Source organism: Streptomyces sp. HUAS 15-9 (assembly GCF_025642155.1).
In the GTDB taxonomy this organism is placed as follows: Bacteria; Actinomycetota; Actinomycetes; order Streptomycetales; family Streptomycetaceae; genus Streptomyces.
Window position 1 is genome coordinate 7,416,659 of the sequence record NZ_CP106798.1, and the last position, 18,866, is coordinate 7,435,524.

At 69.1% G+C, this 18,866-nt stretch carries 13 protein-coding genes and 3 pseudogenes; 5 read left to right on the plus strand and 11 right to left on the minus strand.

From position 1 onward, the window contains the following. Positions 1 to 19 precede the first annotated feature (19 nt). The gene (locus N8I87_RS33880) at positions 20 to 904 is read left to right on the plus strand and encodes an acyl-CoA thioesterase (RefSeq protein ID WP_263214525.1); all 885 of its coding nucleotides are present in this window, start codon (positions 20 to 22) and stop codon (positions 902 to 904) included. Positions 905 to 935: 31 nt separating this feature from the next. After that, positions 936 to 3,011 carry a 3-hydroxyacyl-CoA dehydrogenase NAD-binding domain-containing protein gene (locus N8I87_RS33885; protein WP_263214526.1) on the plus strand — a complete coding sequence of 692 codons (2,076 nt, stop codon included), beginning with the start codon at positions 936 to 938 and terminating at the stop codon, positions 3,009 to 3,011. Between the two features lie 454 nt (positions 3,012 to 3,465). On the opposite strand, the gene N8I87_RS33890 is transcribed toward N8I87_RS33885, so the two are convergent. The 5 genes and pseudogenes from N8I87_RS33890 to N8I87_RS33905 form a co-directional block, all read right to left on the minus strand. Beyond that, on the minus strand, positions 3,466 to 4,515 hold the full coding sequence (locus N8I87_RS33890) for an NADP-dependent oxidoreductase (protein WP_263214527.1): 1,050 nt from the start codon (positions 4,513 to 4,515) through the stop codon (positions 3,466 to 3,468). 47 nt (positions 4,516 to 4,562) lie between these two features. After that, positions 4,563 to 5,881, minus strand: a pseudogene (locus tag N8I87_RS33895) (aldehyde dehydrogenase family protein). A gap of 93 nt (positions 5,882 to 5,974) precedes the next feature. Then, positions 5,975 to 6,556, minus strand: a pseudogene (locus tag N8I87_RS44125) (type 1 glutamine amidotransferase domain-containing protein); the annotation flags it as partial. Between the two features lie 357 nt (positions 6,557 to 6,913). After that, positions 6,914 to 7,210 (minus strand): annotated as a pseudogene (locus N8I87_RS44505) (contact-dependent growth inhibition system immunity protein); the annotation flags it as partial. A gap of 202 nt (positions 7,211 to 7,412) precedes the next feature. Continuing rightward, positions 7,413 to 7,898 carry an Lrp/AsnC family transcriptional regulator gene (locus N8I87_RS33905; RefSeq protein ID WP_263216789.1) on the minus strand — a complete coding sequence of 162 codons (486 nt, stop codon included), beginning with the start codon at positions 7,896 to 7,898 and terminating at the stop codon, positions 7,413 to 7,415. 229 nt (positions 7,899 to 8,127) lie between these two features. Here N8I87_RS33905 and N8I87_RS33910 point away from each other — a divergent pair, with 229 nt between their 5' ends. Together N8I87_RS33910 and N8I87_RS33915 are read left to right on the plus strand one after the other, a co-directional pair. Beyond that, positions 8,128 to 8,742: a YitT family protein gene (locus tag N8I87_RS33910; protein ID WP_263214529.1), complete on the plus strand. Its 615-nt coding sequence runs from the start codon at positions 8,128 to 8,130 to the stop codon at positions 8,740 to 8,742. 136 nt (positions 8,743 to 8,878) lie between these two features. Continuing rightward, positions 8,879 to 9,655: a hypothetical protein gene (locus N8I87_RS33915; RefSeq protein ID WP_263214531.1), complete on the plus strand. Its 777-nt coding sequence runs from the start codon at positions 8,879 to 8,881 to the stop codon at positions 9,653 to 9,655. Between the two features lie 364 nt (positions 9,656 to 10,019). Here the strand turns inward: N8I87_RS33915 and N8I87_RS33920 are convergent, their stop codons facing one another. The 6 genes from N8I87_RS33920 to N8I87_RS33945 all read right to left on the minus strand — a co-directional run bounded on the left by N8I87_RS33920 (position 10,020) and on the right by N8I87_RS33945 (position 16,309). After that, entirely contained in the window at positions 10,020 to 11,252 is a 1,233-nt protein-coding gene (locus N8I87_RS33920; protein ID WP_263214532.1) for a L,D-transpeptidase, read from the minus strand. 233 nt (positions 11,253 to 11,485) lie between these two features. Continuing rightward, entirely contained in the window at positions 11,486 to 12,664 is a 1,179-nt protein-coding gene (locus N8I87_RS33925) for an MFS transporter (RefSeq protein ID WP_263214549.1), read from the minus strand. Positions 12,665 to 13,440: 776 nt separating this feature from the next. Beyond that, positions 13,441 to 14,529, minus strand: coding sequence for a hypothetical protein (locus N8I87_RS33930; RefSeq protein ID WP_263214550.1), 1,089 nt, complete (start codon positions 14,527 to 14,529; stop codon positions 13,441 to 13,443). 249 nt (positions 14,530 to 14,778) lie between these two features. Continuing rightward, positions 14,779 to 14,913 carry a hypothetical protein gene (locus tag N8I87_RS33935; protein ID WP_263214551.1) on the minus strand — a complete coding sequence of 45 codons (135 nt, stop codon included), beginning with the start codon at positions 14,911 to 14,913 and terminating at the stop codon, positions 14,779 to 14,781. Positions 14,914 to 14,969: 56 nt separating this feature from the next. Next, positions 14,970 to 15,242 carry a hypothetical protein gene (locus N8I87_RS33940; protein ID WP_263214552.1) on the minus strand — a complete coding sequence of 91 codons (273 nt, stop codon included), beginning with the start codon at positions 15,240 to 15,242 and terminating at the stop codon, positions 14,970 to 14,972. Further along, positions 15,239 to 16,309: a hypothetical protein gene (locus N8I87_RS33945; RefSeq protein ID WP_263214554.1), complete on the minus strand. Its 1,071-nt coding sequence runs from the start codon at positions 16,307 to 16,309 to the stop codon at positions 15,239 to 15,241. The genes N8I87_RS33940 and N8I87_RS33945 overlap by 4 nt, the downstream gene beginning before the upstream one ends. A gap of 496 nt (positions 16,310 to 16,805) precedes the next feature. Here N8I87_RS33945 and fusA point away from each other — a divergent pair, with 496 nt between their 5' ends. After that, positions 16,806 to 18,842, plus strand: a complete 2,037-nt coding sequence (fusA, locus tag N8I87_RS33950) for an elongation factor G (protein ID WP_263214555.1) — start codon at positions 16,806 to 16,808, stop codon at positions 18,840 to 18,842. Positions 18,843 to 18,866 lie beyond the last annotated feature (24 nt).

Below are 18,866 nucleotides of genomic sequence, written 5' to 3' on the forward strand. Positions count from 1 at the left end.
GAGCGAGAGGAGCCGAAGCATGGCCGGCCTGCCAGAGGTCCTGGCCCTCGACGAGATCGGCCCGGACCGGTTCCGGTCCGGCCCGATCCCCAGCGAGTGGGCGCGGACGTTCGGTGGCCAGATCGCCGCCCAGTCGCTGATGGCCGCGGCGCGTACCCTCGACCGGTCGTACTCGGCTCACTCGCTGCACGGGTACTTCCTGCGGCCCGGCCGTCCGCAGGAGCCGACCGACCATCTGGTCGAGCGGATACGCGACGGCGGCAGCTTCTGCACCCGCCGGGTGACCGCAGTTCAGGCGGGGGAGGCGATCTTCACGGTGACGGCGTCGTTCCATCGCGGGGACGAAGGGTTCTCCCACCAGGTGGGCATTCCGGCGGTGCCGGCACCTGACGACATCCCGGAGTCCGACCGCATCAACGGCTGGGGCATGCCGCGGCCCGCGGAGTGGCGCGACTGGGAGATGCGATGGGTGCCCAGGGGCGAGACCAGTCACGTCCCGGGGGCACCGGCCTGCCAGCGGGTGTGGATCCGGTACGGACGTCCGCTGCCGGACGACGGTGCCGTCCACGCCTGCGCACTGACCTATCTCAGCGACATGGCGCTGCTGGGCTCCGCGCGGCTGCCACATCCCCGAACCGCCGTACAGGGTGCGTCGTTGGACCATTCGCTGTGGTTCCTGCGTCCCTTCCGCGCCGACGAGTGGCTGCTGTACGACCAGGTCTCCCCGTCGGCCGAGCACGGCCGGGCGCTCACCCGCGGAAGGCTGTTCGACACGGGCGGGCGTCTGGTGGCCGCCGTCGCGCAGGAGGGACTCATGCGCTTCGACCGGTCCCGGCCGACGGCGCGCGGTGACAGGGAGATGTCCCTGCCATCCCCCGCTTCAGTTGTCCCCGACCCGCGTTGACCACCGATTCGTCAAGGAAGTGGTGTCACCCATGTCCACCCAGTACAGCGTCATCGGACGCACAGCGATCCTCCGCCTCGACAATCCGCCGGTCAACGGGCTCGGCCACGCGACACGGCAGGGCACGGTGCAGGGTCTGCACCGTGCCCTCGACTCCGGCGACGTCGATGCCGTCGTGCTCACCGGCCGCGAGGGATTCTTCTCCGCCGGGGCCGACATCACGGAGTTCGGGACGCCCAGGACCACCGCGGAGCCGACGCTCGGCGACCTCATCGCGGCGCTGGAGGCAGCGGACAAGCCCGTCGTGGCCGCGATCGACGGCACATGTTTCGGCGGCGGACTGGAGCTCGCACTGGGCGCCCATTACCGGGTTGCGACGTCGAAGAGCAGGATCGGGCTCCCCGAGGTGAACCTGGGACTGGTCCCCGGCGCCGGCGGCACCCAGCGGCTGCCACGTCTGGTGGGGGCCGCGGTGGCGGCGGACATGATCAGCGGCGGTGCACCGCGTAGGGCGCGGGAGCTCGGAGACCTCCCGGGACAACGGCTCTTCGACCGGGTCGTGGACGGCGACGTGATGGCGGCGGCGCTGGAACTCGCGGCCGAGATGGCCGCGGTACGGCCGCTCCCGCGGGTCCGGGACCTGAGTGTGGGTCCCGGCGACGCGGGCGCGGTGAGCGCGATGCGGGAGCGCCTGGGCCGGCGCAGCCGAGGATTCCTGGCGCCGGCGGCGGCTCTCGCTCTGGTCGAGAAAGCGGCGACCACACCGTTCGAGGAGGGGCTGGCCGAGGAGCGGAAGACGTTCCTGGAGTTGATGAACGGCGACCAGTCGGCCGCCCTACGCCATGCGTTCTTCGCCGAGCGGGCCGCCCGCAAGGTCCCCGACATCCCGCCCGGGACGTCGGCCCGGAGGGTGGACACGGTGGCGGTCATCGGTGCCGGAACGATGGGTGGCGGCATCGCGATGAACTTTCTGGACGCAGGGATTCCGGTGACCGTCGTGGAGAGCAGCCAGGAGGCGCTCGACCGGGGCCTGGGCGTCATGCGCGGCAATTACCAACGCCAGGTGGCCAAGGGGAAACTGACGTCTGACGGCCTGGAGCGGCGCATGGCGCTCCTGACGCCGACCCTGGACTATGCGGACGTGTCGGACAGCGACCTGGTCATCGAGGCGGCCTTCGAGGACATGGACGTCAAGCGTTCGGTGTTCACCCGACTCGATGAGGTGGCGAAACCCGGCGCGATTCTCGCGTCGAACACCTCGACCCTCGACATCGACGCGATCGCCGCGGTCACCGGGCGCCCCGCGGACGTCCTCGGCATGCACTTCTTCAGCCCCGCGAATGTCATGAAACTGCTGGAGATCGTGCGCGGGGCCAAGACCGCGGACGACGTGCTGGTCACAGCCATGGCGGTGGGACAGCGGATCGGCAAGACCGGCGTGGTGGCCGGGGTGTGCGACGGCTTCATCGGCAACCGGATGCTGGCCAAGTACCGGGATGCTGCGATGGAACTCCTCCGCGCGGGCGCGACACCGGCCGATATCGATTCCGCCGCGGAGAACTTCGGCTTCGCCATGGGTCCGTTCCGGACATCCGACCTGGCGGGCAACGACATCGGATGGGCGATCCGCAAGCGGCGGTACGCGGAAGACCCCGACATGCCGCGGGACGAGATCGCCGATGCCCTGTGCGAAATGGGCCGGTTCGGGCAGAAGGTCGCTGCCGGGTGGTACGACTACAAGCCCGGCAGTCGCGAGGCGATCCCGAGCCCCGACGTCGACGACCTGCTGGCTTCGTTCCACGCCGAGCATGGCACCGAGCTCCGTAGCTTCGAGGCGGACGAGATCGTGCAGCGCCTCGTCTTCGCCCTCATCGACGAGGGCGCGCGCATCCTCGACGAAGGCATAGCCCTGCGCTCCTCCGACATCGACGTGGTCTACATCGCTGGGTACGGCTTCCCGAGGTACCGCGGCGGGCCGATGTTCTACGCCGACACGGTGGGTGCCGCCCATGTCCTCTCCGGACTCAGGCGGTTCCACGGAGATGACGGTTGGGAGCCCCCGCCGTTGCTGATGCGGCTGGCCGGCGAGGGCGGGACATTCGACTGACGCCACCACCGCAGAGGTGGGACCCGGCGGTTCCGCGGCGGCCCGGCGCGCGCAGCCCAGGGTTGTCACCCGGCAGGACTTGGCAGAGACCATCGGCGAGATCGACGTCGTCCTGGACACCGGCGGTGGCTCCTACGGGGAACGCTCCCTGCGTACCCGGCGCCCCGCCGGCCCACCGATCTCGATCCTGCCGCTGGAGGAGACCTTCCACAGCCGAGCAGGCCCGCGCCGCGGGAGCGCGAGCGGCGTTCATGCTCGTCGAACCCGATCGGGCCGCGTCGCGCGAGATCGTGTCTTTGATCGACAGCGGTCGGCTGCGCGTCGTAGTCGATGCGACCTGTCGAGCAGTGCCCCTTGACACTGTGCACAACCCAGCTGGGCCCGGTAGCAGGAGCGCCGGGCCCAGCGGGCTGAGCGGAGTGCGGACCGCGGCGTGCGGTCCGCCCCCGGATGGTCAGTTGCCGACCGCGGCCTGTGCCGGGAGGGTGACGATCATCTTGCCGGTGTTGTCGCCGCGGAGCATGCCGAGGAATGCCTCGACGTTGTTCTCGATGCCTTCCACGACGGTCTCCTCGTAGTGGAGCCTCCCTTCGCGGATCCAGCCGCCGACCTCCTGCACGAACTGCTGTTGCAGGTCGTTGTGGTCGGAGACCAGCAGGCCGCGCAGAGTGAGGCGCTTGCCGATGGCGAGCGCGAGGTTGCGCGGGCCGGGGGCCGGCTCGGTGGCGTTGTACTGGGCGATGGCCCCGCACAGCGCTGCCCGGCCGTGCACGTTGAGGGCACCGATCGCCGCCTGGAGGTGGTCGCCGCCGACGTTGTCGAAGTAGACGTCGATGCCGTCCGGGGCCGCCGCCCTGAGCTGCTCGGCCACGGGACCGTTCTTGTAGTTGAAGGCGGCGTCGAAACCGTACTTCTCGAGGAGCAGTCGGACCTTTTCGTCCGAGCCGGCGCTGCCGATGACCCGCTTGGCACCCCTGAGCCGGGCGATCTGTCCGACCTCGCTGCCGACCGTACCGGCCGCGCCGGAGACGAAGACAGTGTCACCCTCGTGGAACTCCGCCACACGCAGCAGGCCCGCGTAGGCGGTCAGTCCGGGCATGCCGAGGACACCGAGGTACGTGCTCAGGGGAGCGGTCCCGGCGTCGGCCTTCACGGCGTTTGCCGCGTCCAGGAGTGCGTACTCCCGCCAGCCGAGCCCGTGCAGGACGTGATCACCGACGGCGAGGGCGCCGGCGGAGGAATCATCGCCCACGGCGACGAAGACGCCGACCGCACCCCCGTCCATCGGCTGGTTCAGCTGGAAGGGAGGGACGTAGGACTTCACGTCGTTCATCCGGCCGCGCATGTACGGGTCGACCGACAGGTGCACGTTGCGTACGAGGATCTGACCGGAGCCGGGCTCGGCGACGGGAACCTCGCGCAGGGCGAAGTCCTGCGGCCGGGGCACACCGTTCGGGCGGGCGACCAGGTGCCATTCGCGGCTGGTGGTGGGGAGAGCGCTCATGGTGGGAATGTCCCTTTCCGTCGTGTTCACGCACGGCTGGGAGTGGATCAGCTGAGGGGCTTGGCGAGCACGGCTTTGCGGTGGCTGAAAGTCTCGATGGAGTAGCGGCCGTGGTAGCTGCCCATGCCGCTTTCTCCGACGCCCCCGAACGGCAGGTCGGAAATGGTGAGATGGGCCAGCGGCAGGCCGAACCCCAGGCCGCCGGAGGAGGTTTCGGCGGCGAGCCGCTCCCGGGTGGTGTCGGAGTCGGTGAACGCGTACAGGGCCAGCGGCTTGTCGCGGTCGTTGATGAAGTCGATCGCCTCGTCGAGCCCGGCCACTGCGACGATCGGGAGGATCGGGCCGAAGATCTCCTCCTGCATGACGGGCGCGTCCGGTGACACCTCGGCCAGGACGGTCGGCGCGATGTGCTTCGTCTCGCGGTCGTACGCGCCGCCGGTGACCTGACGGCCGGAGTCGAGGAGAGCGGCCAGCCGGTCGAAGTGGCGTTCGTTGACGATACGGCCGTACTCCGGGGAGGCGGAGGGGTCGGACCCGTACAGCCCCTCGATGGCCTTGGGCAGGGCGGCCTCCAGAGCACGTGCGGCCTCGGGGTCGGTAAGGACGTAGTCGGGCGCGACGCGGGCCTGCCCGGCGTTGAGGAACTTCCCGGCCGCGAGGCGGGCGGCGACGGTGTCGAGGTCGGTGGCCGTGTCCACGAACGCCGGGGACTTGCCACCCAGTTCGAGGGTGACGGGCGTGAGGTGACGGGCGGCCGCGGCCATCACGATGCGGCCGACCGCGTCGTTGCCGGTGTAGAGGATGTGGTCGAAGCGCTGCTCGAGCAGGGCGGTGGTCTCCGGGACCCCGCCCTCGACCACGGCGACCGCGTGGTGTCGAGGTACTGCGGCACGAGGCGGGCCAGGGCGGCCGACGTGGCCGGGGCCAGTTCGCTGGGCTTGGCGACCACCGTGTTGCCCGCTGCCAGGGCACCGGCCACGGGGGCCAGCAGCAGCTGCGCCGGGTAGTTCCATGGGGCGATGACCAGTACGACCCCCAGGGGGTCGTACTGCGTCCAGGCACTCGCCTCGCCGATGAACGCGGGGACGGGGGCCGGTTCGGGGCGCAGCCACCCGTCGAGATGCTCCAGGGTGTGGTCGATCTCGCGTATGACGAAGTCGATCTCCGTACGGTACGACTCGGTGGAGTTCTTTCCCAAGTCGGCGTGGAGCGCCGCGGTGAACTTCTCCCCCTGCTCGGTGAGCAGGGTACGCATCCGGTGCAGCTGCTCGGTCCGCCAGGCCACGGGTTTGGTCCTGCCGGTGCGGAAGGTGGCGCGCAGCCGGGCGACAAGCTCGGCGGGCTGCTCGGGCGCGGGGTTGTTCATGATTCCCTCACAGGTGCGGTACGGGGGTGGGGGCTTGTCGCCGCGCCGCGGGGCAGGCCGGGCGTCGGCGTCGACAGGGGGATCAGCCGCGGTTCAGGATGTCGATGAGGTTCCGGCGAGCCGCGCCGAGGAGGCGGGGTTCTGACCGGTGTGCAGATTGCGGTCCGCCACGACGTGCTCGCTGAACGGGGCCGCGGCCTGGAAGTCGGCCCCCAGTTCCACCAGGCGGTCCTGGAGCAGCCACTTGGCCTTGTCGGCGAAGCCGGCTGCGGTCTCCTCGGTGTTGGTGAAGCCGGTCATGCGATAACCGGCGAACGGCCAGCTGCCGTCCTCGCGCCGGGCGGCGAGCAGGGCCGCTGGGGCGTGGCACAGCACGCCGAGCGGCTTGCCGGAGTCCAGGGCGGCGGTGAGCAGGCGACCGGAGTCGACGTTGACGGCGAGGTCCTCCATGGGCCCGTGGCCCCCGGGATACAGGACGGCGTCGTACGCGTCGAGGTCGACCTCTTCGAGCTTGACCGGGTTCTCCAGGTCGGCGCGGATGGAAGCCAGGTACGCGGCGATGGCGTCGGCCTGCTCCTTGCCGCCGGTGGACGCGGCGGCGAGGCTGACGGCGTCGACGGTCGTAGCCGCGCCGCCGGGTGTGGCGATGGTGACATCGAGCCCGGCCTCGCGGAACAGCCGGTCGACGCCGTCGACCGGGCCGCCGCGCTGGCCGAGCGCGCTGAGGCCGTGGCCCGGTCGATCACCGACCCAGATCAGTATGTGCAAGTGTTGACCACCTTGGCGGCAGCGGTAGCCGACGCGGGCGACTACGACCGGGCCGCCGCGCTGGCCGAGCGCGCTGAGGCCGTCGCCCGGTCGATCACCGACCCAGGACTGGGTGAACTCACCCTTACAGGTCATGCGCATCTGCCGGAAGCCCGGCAGTTGGGAGGTGCTGACGGGGCAGCTGGACCGGCACATGGTCGGGGTTGGCGCTGACGTCATCGGGATAGCCGATGACGGTGACCTTGTGGTGGTCCTCTGGCGGACCGACTCCAGCCACTGCCGAATCGACATCCCCTGCGGGGGCATGAGGTCGAGCCCCAAGGCCGTCGCCGCATCACTGAGTTCGTGGTCCGAGGAAACCATGGCCAGGAGTTCACCGAGCTCTTGCGCTGCCCGTGCACGTTCCTTGGGCTCGGATCGGCGAAGCCAAGGACATCGCGACGCGCATCGACTCGGGCAAGAACAACTGCGGCCCACTATGAGGAACTTCAGCGGTCCGTCCGCGACAACTCGGACAACAAGGCGTTCAGTCAGACCCTGCTCAGTTGAGTGATTGAACATGGCCGGCTCTGGCCCGGTCGAACCATGCAGCCAGGCGATGGTGCGCTCGACGACCCACCTCTGTAGGGCCGTCCGTCGCGGTGATGCCCGAACGGGCGGCCCGGTGTGTAGGGACTCCAATCTCGCTGCGTGATCTCAGTCGAGGTTGCATGGCGGCGGCACTTATGTCGTCGCCGTGAGACCCCCTGCGGACATCCGGAGGTCAGGACTCGGAGTGCGCGACCGACTCGAGCAGGGCGCGGGTTCGGTTGGGCATTGCCTGCCAGAGTGATACGGCGGTGCTTGAGCGGACCACCCCCTCGATGCGGAGGATGGTCTGGTTGATGCGGTGCAGATCTGCTGTGTCCCGCGCGACGACCTTGGCGAGCAGATCGGCCTCGCCGGTGGTCGCGTGGACCTCGATCACCTCTGGAATGTTCTCGAGCAGGCTCGTCGCGCTGGCCCCCTCGCTCTGGCTGATCGCCAGCGACACGAACGCGACAAGGGTGTAGCCCATGGACGCCGGTGACACGCGCTGGCTGAAGCCGAGTAGCACGCCGGCGCGCTCCATCCGCTGAAGACGTGCGTGCACAGTGTTGCGGGACACCCCGAGAACCTTCGCCAACTGCAAGATCGTCGCGCTCGGTTGATCGTCGAGGGCCAGCAGGATTCGCGCGTCGAGCGGGTCGATCGTTGTCACGCTTGTCATTCTGCCCTGAATTCGCCCTTCCGTCATGCATCCGTCCCACCCCAAAGCCCGGAGCTTGTGAATCCATCCGGTTCGCTTCGAGCATGGTTGCCATGACCGATCCAGCCACGTTCACGACGCCGCCCATGCCCCGCGATGCCGTGTCCGTGCTGCCGACCCACGCCGGAGACGAGCAGTGACCGGTATGAGTGCCAGCACAGCGCAGGGCCCAGCGGCGCGGAACGCCCCCGTGACCCCGACCACCGCCGGCTCGACGAAGCACGGTCTGATCGAGGACGCTCTGGGGATCTTCACCGGAACCTTCATCGCATCACTCGGACTCTTCCTCCTGCGGACCAGTGGCACCGTCACAGGCGGCACCGCCGGCCTCGCACTCCTGCTCAGTTACGCGGTGGACGTTCCGTTCGGGGTGATCTTCCTCGCGGTCAACCTGCCCTTCTTCGTACTCGCTGTCCGGAAGAAGGGGTGGGATTTCACGATCCGCACCGCGTTGTCGGTCGGCCTCGTCTCCCTGATGGCCTCTCTCCATCCCGCCGAGATCACCCAGATCGACATCGACCCGGTCTACGCCGCGCTCGTCGGCAACCTGCTCGCCGGTGTGGGGCTCCTCGTCCTGTTCCGGCACCGGTCCAGTCTCGGCGGCTTCAACATCCTCGCCCTGATCATGCAGGAGCGCTTCGGTCTGCGCGCCGGATATGTCCAGATGATCCTCGACGTCATCGTCGTGGCCGCGTCCCTCGCGGTCGTCTCCCCCCTCAAGGTCCTCCTCTCCGCCGCCGGCGCCATCGTCCTCAACATCGTCCTCGCCCTCAACCACCGGCCGGGGCGCTACACCGGGTCCTGACATCGGCGGGCATGAGCAGTCTGTAGCCGTCTGAGTACGGGTACTCATGCCCGGCCCGGTCGTCCTGGTGGAGAGTGGCGGTCGGGCCGGGCGTAGCAATGCGGGAGAGGCCTCTGTCGATGAGAGGTGGACAGGCGTGAGGGCCTTCGCACGGCGTACCGTCGGCTCGAAGACCGTGTGGGGATCGATGGTCATGATCGTCCTGTTCGCCGTCTCGGCCTGTTCCACGACTCCGGACCGTGCCGTCAGCGACAAGCAGTTGCGCAAGCTCGGGGAGAGCGGCCAGGCGGTGCGGGCGCGGGATCGGGCGGAGCAACGGCTTCGGGGCGTGGCGCGGACGTACGCCGACCGCACGCCCCTGTCGCTCGGCCTGGTCGTGGTGCACGACGTGTGCGTGCCGGGATCGGGACCGGGCTGGTTCTTCCAGCAGAAGACCGACGACTACAAGGTCGTCTGCTCGATGAACGTCACCGCCTACTACGGCGCCGACCCCAGGCACATGGGCGACACCCTCGACGGGATCCTGACCGTGGGCGACCACGCCCGTTCCGGGTCGGCCGGATCCGGAAGTCCCGTCCCGTTCACGCACGACGACCACGGCAAGCGGCTCGTCGCCTATTACCAGGGGCAGGGCCCGAACCCCCACGGCCCGCAGGCCCCGGAGCCGACCCGGCTGGCCGTTTCCGGACAGCTGCTGACCTGGGACACGACACACGGCGGCGCCCCGCGCCGGCTGGTCGAGGAGCCCTACGCGGGCCTCGTCGACGATCCGCCGGTGTCCCGCGTGGTACGTGACCCGAAGAACGCCACGGTCGCCGCCATCCGGAAACGGTACGGCTCGGTGTTCAAGCTGGAATTTCCCTACAGCAATTATTACTGGGTGCTCAAGAACGGTCGGACGCGCACGGAGTGACGTCGGTGCCGGTCAGGCACCGCTCCATCAACTCCCGCACAACGCCCGCAGCCAGTTGCGGGAGACCCTGGGGCCACAGAAGACCAGCCGGATCGGCTTGCTGATGTCGTAGGGAAAGGAGTGCCGATGGATGTGGAGCCGTGGACGCCAGCGCATCAGGCAATCGAGAACAACGACTATGGCGCTCTCTTCGGATGAATCGTGAAGGGTGTGGGGTGTGGCCGGCTCCTCTTGAATGATGCCTTGAGCCGGCAGAACGCTGATCGTGTGTGTGAGGTGCCAACACACCCGGCGGCGGCCGACATGGTGTCGGCCGCCGCCGGGCGGAAGGGATTCAGGTTGGTGTGAGTGGGGTGACGTGGCGTCAGCCGGTCGCGCTGCCCGAGACCCACTCGCTCCACGGCATGTTCCAGTCGCCGAGGCCGTTGTCCGGGGCCGGCGTGGTCTTGTCGTCGGAGTTCTTGACGATCACTACGTCACCGATCATCGAGTTGTCGAAGAACCATGCGGCGGGCTGCTTGCCGTCGGTGCCGCCCCTGACGTCCTTCAGACCCACGCAGCCGTGGCTGGTGTTGACCTTGCCGAAGACCGAGTCGGCGCCCCAGTAGTTGCCGTGGATGAACGTGCCCGAGGCGGTCAGGCGCATGGCGTGCGGTACGGCCTTGATGTCGTACGAGGGCTTGCCGTCCTTCTCCGTGAGGCCGACGCTCGCACCGTTCATATGGGTCTGCGTGAACTTCTCGGAGATGACCATCTGACCGTTGTACGTCGGGTGCTCGGGGCTGCCGGACGAGATCGGGATGGTCTTGATCGTCTTGCCGTCCCGTACGACGGTCATCCGCTTCGTCTTGGCGTCGACGGTGCTGATCTGGCTCCGGCCGATCTTGAACGTGACCGTCTTCTGGATGCCGTAGGCGTTGAGCTTGACGGTGACGGTGGAGCTGGCCGTCCAGTAGTTCTCGGGGCGGAAGTCCAGGCGGTTGTCGTTGAACCAGTGGCCGACGACCCGCTGGCCGCTGCTGGAGCTGACCTGGATCTTCGACTCCATGGCGGACTTGTAGGTGATCGGCTTGTCGAAGTTGACCGTCACCGGCATGCCCACGCCGACGGTCGAGCCGTTCTGGGGGGAGAGGTGCCCGATGAAGTCGTTGGCCGGGGAGACCGTGGTGATCGTGGCGTTCCCGGTGGCGGAGACGCCCTTGGCGTCCTCGGCCTCTGCGGCGACCTGGTACTGGGTGGCCCTCGCCAGCCGACCGTTCGGCTCCCAGGACGTGCCGTCCGCGGACATGGTGCCCGGAATCTCGGTACCGGTCGCGACGGCGGTCATGGTCACCTTGGTGAGCTTGCCGTCGCTGACGGTGACTTTCACGGGGTCGTTGATCCCTACGTTGTGGGCACCTTCCCCGGGCGTGATCTTTATTCGGGCGTCGGAGGTGTCCTGGGCGTCCGGCTGATCTGTCTGCGTCGGCGTCGGCGTCTGTGCCTGTGCCTGCGAGTTTGGATCAGTCCCGGGGTTGTTGTCACTGGTGGCAGCGTTGCTGGTACCGCCTAGGGCCGTGAGTGCGAGTACACCGCCGAGTACGCCGGCCGTAGCCATCAGCCCAGTGCGTCGCTTACGTACCGTGATCAAACGCTTCTCCCATGCCACTGGTCGTTGAATCCCTGGAGCTGGTTACCGGAGGAGTGCAACCGACTCGAAACAAGTACATTTACGCATTCGTCCCTTCTTGAGGGGGTAAATTGTGGTGGATTCCACGCGTGGCGAGAGTGTGACAGCCCGCACAGTCGAAGGCCGCCTGCCGTCGCCCAGGGCAGCGGCAGGCGTCATCCCTAGGCCTCTTCCACCGCCGGCTGTCGGCGGTGGAAGGCGCGCAGCATCTCCCACACCACGAAGGCCAGCGGAATCGCACCGGAGACGATCACCTGGCCACGGCTGGAGACGAGACTGTTGGGGGTGCCCAGCACATAGCCGAGGCCGATGCAGCACCGGGACAGGGCCTGGTAGCAGGCCCAGGCGCTGCCGTGCACCTCGGCCGGGACATTGGTGTGCACCGCGTTGCGCAGCCCCACGTTGCACACACCGTTGCCGAATCCCGCGAGCAGGAACAGAGGGAAGATCACCGGGGCCATCGGCAGCGCGCCGGCGAGCACCAGCCCGACGGAGATGCCGAGCACCCCGCCCAGGATGAGCACGGTGTGCCGTTGCGACCATCCCGCACGGCCCGCCAGCAGCGCGCCCGGGATGCTGCCCAGTGCCCAGGTCGCCAGGAAGAGACCGAAGACACTGTCGTTGCCGTCCGCCACGTCACGCAGGTAGTAGACGCCCGCGACCCCTTCGATGCTGGTGGCCAGCATCGCCGCCGCCAGTGTGGGGATGAGCGCGCCGACCACCGGCGCGTGCCGCAGCGCCCGATATCCGTCCGACAGCTTGGTGGCGGGTCGGCGGCCGATGGCCACGTCCGTCGAGCGGGGGACGGCGAGCGCGGTGCACCAGGCGAGCACCAGGAACGAGACGCCGTCGGCGCCGAGCAGGAACGCGGTGCCCCACACGGAGTGCAGCAGGCCCGCCAGCGCGGGACCGATCAGCCCCGCCACCGAGAGCCCCGCGGTGAGCAGGCTGTTCGCCCGGCCCGTGTGCTCCTCGCCCGCGACGACGGGGAGCATCTTGAAGCCCGCGGCCACCGAGGCCACTCCGGCCAGACCCGATACGGCGATCAGTCCCACGCGCAGATGGAAGGCGTCCACCGCGGCGGCACCGCCGAGGGACAGCGCCTGGACCACCAGCGCCCACAGGCACACGGACCGCGCGCTGACCCTGTCCACCAGCGACCCGATGAAGGGCGCGCCGATCACCGTGGGCACGAGCTCGGCGAGGAAGACCTCCGTCACACCGAAGCGGAAGTCCTTGTCCGCCGCGTCCAGCACCATGCCGAGGGAGGCGAACGAGTCGCCGACGCGTGAGAAGAGAGTGCCCGCGATCAGAACCAGGGCGGGAGCGGGGACCAGCATGCTCCGGCTCAGCGGGGCGAATGTCGTCTTCCGCGTCTTCTGTGTGTCCAATCGAGTCCAATCCACTCGTTTGCCGCGTTCACATCAAGGCCTGCGGGAATCAGATTAGGCCTGCGCGCAAAACGCAAGGGCGTCCACCGGCCAACCGAGTGCACCACCATCCGTGACTTCCAGGTCATGTGACCCTCGTATGCGAGTCCCGGTTTCTCGGCCATTGCCCGAACTTCACGAGAGGGCCACACGCGCTCTTGATGAATCCCCGGAACGCCGGGGAACGCATGCACATCCCCCTCACTCGCCTCGACGAAGGAGTTGGGGCACAACTGCCCTGACTCCGCTGCCAAGTCGACGTCGCCCCGGACCGGCCGCCGGTCCCCCCGCCGGTTCCCCGGCCGGTCCTCGAACCCCGCAGGTGCCGACGACTTCCCGCGTATCGGGCACGGACGTGAAGGAGTTGAGCGTCGTGTTGCCCAACAGTGTGCGGTCGACCGCGCCTTTCGGCCAGATGCGGGAGTCGTGGATGTTCCCCTTGACGAACCGCGCCAGTCCGGCATGGCGCTCCGGAACGCGCTTCGCCGTAGCTCCCGAGTTGTTACTGCCGCTCAGGTGAATGTCCGGAAAATGCCGGGCCAACGCGAGAACGGAGAAATAGGACTGAACGGGAATGTCCGGGAACTTCTTCAGAATCCGCGAGAACGGGCCGAGGAACCGGGACGCTGTTTGCCGGGCGGATGTCATACGACAGCCTGTGCCATACGGTCGTACGACGGCCTGCGTCATACGAGGGCGGCTTCCGCCTCCAGCCGATGTACCTGTTCGAGCGCGTCCGCCGTGTACGGGCCGTCCGCGTCCCGTCCGGCCGCCGCCAGGGTCTCCCGGTGAATGTCCATGATCGCGGCGAGCCAGTCGACCATCGCCCGCGCGTCCGGTCCCAGAGCCGAGCGCACCACGCCGCTGCGCACCGCCGCGTCGAAGAACTGCGCCCGCTGCCAGTACTCGGTGAGCATGCCGCCGCATTCGTCCCGGGCGGCCAGCGAGCCCTCCCATACGCTCAGCAGCAACTCCAGCAGATGCGCGTACACATGGATCGTGGACAGGACGCGCAGACAGTCCATCCGGCGGCGTTCGCCGGCCACCGGGTTCCACGGGATGCCGAACAGCGCGCCGCCCAGGTAGTCGTAGTCGGGGTTGACGAGCCGCCGGCAGACCAGCAGGTCGTAGAACTTCTGGTGCGCGGCCTCGTGGAGTACGGCGTCCGCCGTCTTGAGCGGACTGACGAGCACCTGGGTGTTGAGGACGGACACGAACGGCGCCGGAACGATGAACGCGGACTCGATGATGCTGTCCTCGATCAGCACCGCGCCCCGTACGGAGGAGACGATCGAGGCACCGAACTCGCCGACGGCCGCCTTGATGAGCCGCAGTCCGTTTCCAACGGCGCGGACATGTCGCGGCGTTGCTGCCACGTAGCTGTGCGGCACCGCCAGGTCCTCGCTGATCACCGTCCTGAGCGCCCGGCCGGCCTCGACGGCCGACCAGTCGGTGGCGAGGGCGTAGGCGTGGCCGGGCACGGCGAGCTGGGTCTGCGGCGCGGCGGAGGCGAACAGCTGGGCGCCCCGCCGTAGGATGCGGGCGGCCTCGGCCGGGTCCTTGCGGCCGTGCAGGGCACGGAAGGAGTCGAGCGTCGTCGCGCGTGCGACGCTGTGCTCGATGAGCGCGGCATCCTGAGCAGGGCTCGGGGGACGGAGCCCCGTGTGCGCGTGCAGCAGCTCGGACGCGATCTCCGAGAAGGTCGCCATGTCGGCGTGGATGCCCGCCGCTGCCCCGAAGGGGCCGGTGCCGAGAAGATGCCGTGCCTTGGACATGTCCTGTCCCTCCCTCGTGGAGGAAGCCGGGTGGGGGTGGATGGGCCGGGTGGTGGCCGTGCGTGTGCGGTGAATTCGGTGTTGCCGCCCGTGCCTTGAGTCCGGTGCTGCCGCCCATGCCGTGATCGCGCTGAATCCGGTGCCTCCGCTCGTGGTGGTGCCGCGGCCGCGGCACCACCACGAGCGGAGGCACCGGAACGCCGGGGCTCCTCGACCCGCAGCGAGTACGGTGTCCGGGCGGTTCCGGGCTCAGCTGACCGCGGGGTACTGCGCCTGCGCCTGTATCTCGGGGATCACGGGGCTGGTCGAGCTGCCGTCGTCCTCGGCGTCCGCGGCCAGCTCGGCCGGCTGCTCGACGTCGATCCTGGACTCTTCGGAACCCATGGGTCTCACCTCCTCCCTTGCGGGGATCTCCCGTCTCGACCGTGTGGGGGCGACGGTCAGGCGGGAAGCTCTTCGAGAAGGCCCGCTCCGGCCAGGCCGTCGGCCCGGCGTGCGAGTTCCTTCCGTGCGTCCGCGTCGCTCTTCTTGCGCAACTCGGCGTAGCGCCCGACGAGTTCGTCGCCTGTCAGGCCTCGCTCGAACAGTTTCAGCAGCAACACCGAACCGGCGTCGATCTGCAGCACCGTGGGAGGCGTGGTGGTGAAGGCGAGGAACCGGCCCTTGATGCTCAACGGCCGGTACTGAATGCCCTTGGCAAGCTTGTAGTTCACGTGTGCACCTCGCGCTGTGGTGTGGCGTGCCAGGTCTTGAGTGTGCCGATGAGACTCGCGGGCAGCGCGTCGCGGACCGCGGTCAGCATCCGTGTCAGCTCCCGATGCAGCAGGAGTCCGTCCGGGCCGAACTCCCGGCGCACGCTGTGGAGTTCGAGCGAATCGAGGAGAAACCCGGCGCGTTCCACGGCCGTGGCCAGCCTCTGCCGTACGGTCCGCGAGCCGCAGCCGGTCTCGTCCGGCCGCCCCTGCCGCAGCGCGGTCGCGTGGAGCACCGCGAGATGGGTGTAGACATGCGCCGCGGAGATGACGCGGCCCGCGGTGAACCACCTCGGGGTCGCCTGGTCGAGGTTCCACGGAAGCAGTACGCGTGCGCTGCGTTCGTCGGTGTAGCCCGGCCGTACGAGCCGGCGGGTCAGGCGCAGTACGGCCATCTTCTCGTGCAGTGATTCATGGAGCAGGGCGTCTGCGAGACCGAGCGTGTCCCCGTGGAGCGTGGCAGCGGAGACGAATACGGTCTCGGGTACCTGGGTCAGATACAGGCTCGGAATGGGCGAGTCGAGTACGACGATCTGGTGCACGAACGGCAGGACGCTGTCCGTGTTTTCCGGCACGAGGTCCCGGAGCAGCAGCACCGCCCGCGAAACCCGTATTCCGTCATCCGTCGTGACGCGGAATGGCCGGGCGTGTTCCCCGATTCCCTGTTCCGTCATGACCGAGACGAAATGCCTTTCGAACACGGCTGCCGCGGAATCGGTGATCCAGTCCCGGACGTAGATCCGCAGCGCCGGTGCCGCGTGGACACGCAGTGCGGTGGAGTCGTACGTCCGCCACGCCCGTGGCGTCCGGCTCATCGGGTCCGCGCCGCCGAGTTTCCGGTCGATGGCGCAACGCCTCAGGCAGGCGGCAATTCCATCGCCGTCCGGAAGGTTTCGCAGGTCCTTGGGGTCGCCGAGTCCGGTGGCCCCCGCCGCTCCGGAATAAAGGACGTCCCGGTCGGCCAGGAGTGCGTCGGCGTCGGCGACGACACCGGTCGTGGCCAAGGAGACGACGTCGCTCACAGGCATGAATGCCGCCCATCCCGTACGCCTTTGTTTCCTGGGTGGTCACCCCTTGTTCGCCATATTTTCGGCGGCTATTCCAAAGCATGTCAACGGCCTTTTGGCGGGCCGAACTCCATTTCCACCGGCACTCCAGCAGCGGTCGACTCATGGCGTCGGGACCAGGGTTCGGCCGGTCGAAAAACCGGGTGACCGGGCCGTGTCGGCACTCCTACACTCGCCACGACCAGTGGGACGAGTGAGGGGAGCAGGGCCGTGCGTGACCGCACCGCTGTCGCTGTTCCCCGTGCCCGGTACGAGGTGATCCTCGTGTCCTCGTCCGCCCGGTGCCCGCTGCGCGGCCGGTACCGGACACCCGTGACGCACGAATGACCTCACTCACGCAGGCACGTACGCCTGCTTGTTGACGGGGGACTAGGAGATCCGAGGATCGGATATCCGACGTCCGCACGGGAAATCGCGCCGCCCCTCTTCCAGCCCAATCCCCGAAAGGCACCGGGCCGTGCGCACCATTTCTCGAACCGTCGTCCGCAATCTGGGCATCCTCGCCCATGTCGACGCCGGCAAGACCACCCTCACCGAGCGGATCCTGTTCGCGACCGGGACCACGCACAAGCGCGGTGAGGTCCACGACGGCACGACCGTCACCGACTTCGACCCCCAGGAGCGCGACCGTGGCATCACCATCTTCGCCGCGGCCGTGAGCTGCGCCTGGGACGGACACCGGATCAATCTGATCGACACCCCCGGCCATGTCGACTTCGCCGACGAGGTCGAGCGTTCGCTGCGTGTGCTCGACGGTGCCGTCGCCGTGTTCGACGCCGTCGCGGGGGTCGAACCGCAGAGTGAGTCGGTGTGGCGGCAGGCCGACCGGCACGGCGTACCGCGGATCGCGTTCGTCAACAAGCTGGACCGCGCGGGCGCCGATCTGGACGCGGCCGTCGAGTCGATCCGGCGACGGCTCCATCCGGCGCCGCTCGTCGTGCAGTTGCCGATCGGGTCCGAGGACGGCTTCACCGGTGTGGTGGATCTGCTCCGGATGCGGTCGCTGGTGTGGTCCGACGGCGGTGGCGAGGCTGCGGAGGGGCCGGTGCCGGAGGCGCTGCGCGAGGAGGCCGGGCGGCGACGCCGGCTGCTGGAGGAGGCGGTGGCAGAACTGCATCCGGTGGCGATGGAGGAATTCTGCATGGAGTCCACCGTCGCCACCCCGACCCTCGTCGCCGCGCTGCGGGACCTGACCCGCAGTGGCGACGGCGTGGTGGTGCTCTGCGGCTCGGCCTACCGCAACCGGGGGATCGAGCCACTGCTCGACGCCGTCGTGGCCTATCTGCCGTCGCCGCTGGACGTGCCCGCCGTACGGGGCACGCACGACGGTGCGGAGGAGGAGCGGAGCGCCGACCCGGCGGCGCCGTTCGCGGCGCTGGCGTTCAAGGTGAACATCACCCCGAACGGACGGCTGACGTATCTGCGGGTGTATTCGGGAACGGTCGAGAAGGGAGACGCCGTGTGGGACTCGGTCGCACGCCGCACCGAGCGGATCGGGCGGATCCTGCGCGTCCAGGCGGACCGGCACGCGCCGGTCGACCGGGCGGTCGCCGGGGACATCGTCGCCGTGGTCGGACTGAAGTCCGCCCGCGCCGGCTCGACCCTGTGCGCCCCCGGCGCCCCGCTCGTCCTGGAACCGCCCGGCGTCGCCGAGCCGGTGGTCTCGGTTGCGGTCGAGGCCCGCAGCCGGGCCGGGTCCGACCGGCTGGCCTCCGCGCTCGCGCGGCTGGCCGAGGAGGATCCCTCGCTGGTCGTGCGGACGGATCCCGAGACCGGCCAGACGGTGCTGTCCGGCATGGGCGAACTGCATCTCGAGGTCGCGACGGAGCAGCTGCGCCGCGTCCACGGGGTGGAGGTCAACGTCGGCCGTCCGAGGGTGAGTTACCGCGAGACGGTCGGCCGAGGGGTGTCCGGGCTGGTCTTCCGGCACGTCAAACAGGACGGCGGGGCGGGTCAGTTCGCCCACCTCGTCCTCGACGTCCAACCGCTGGCCGAGGGCTTCGAGTTCCGCTCGACGGTCGTCGGCGGGCGGGTCCCGCAGGAGTACGTCCGCGCGGTCGAGGCCGGCTGCCGGGACGCCCTCGCCGAGGGACCGCTCGACGGGTACCCGGTGACCGGGCTGCGCGTCACCCTCACCGACGGGGCGACGCATGTGAAGGACTCCTCGGACACCGCCTTCCGCACGGCGGGCCGGCTCGGACTCCGGGAGGCCCTGCGCGCCTGCGCGATGGTCCTCCTGGAGCCCGTCGTCGAGGTCACGGTCACCGTGCCCGACGACGCCGTCGGCGGAGTGCTCGGCGACCTGGCATCGCGCCGTGGCCGGGTCTCGGGCTCGACCGCGCGCGGCGGTGCGGCTGTCGTGACGGCGACCGTGCCGCTGGCCGAACTCTTCGGCTATGCGACCCGGTTGCGCAGCCGGACCCAGGGCCGTGGCACGTTCACGGCCCGGCCCACCGGTTACGCGCCGGCGCCGGTCGGTGCGTCCGTGCGGTGATCGGTACGGCGGCTCCGTCCCTCG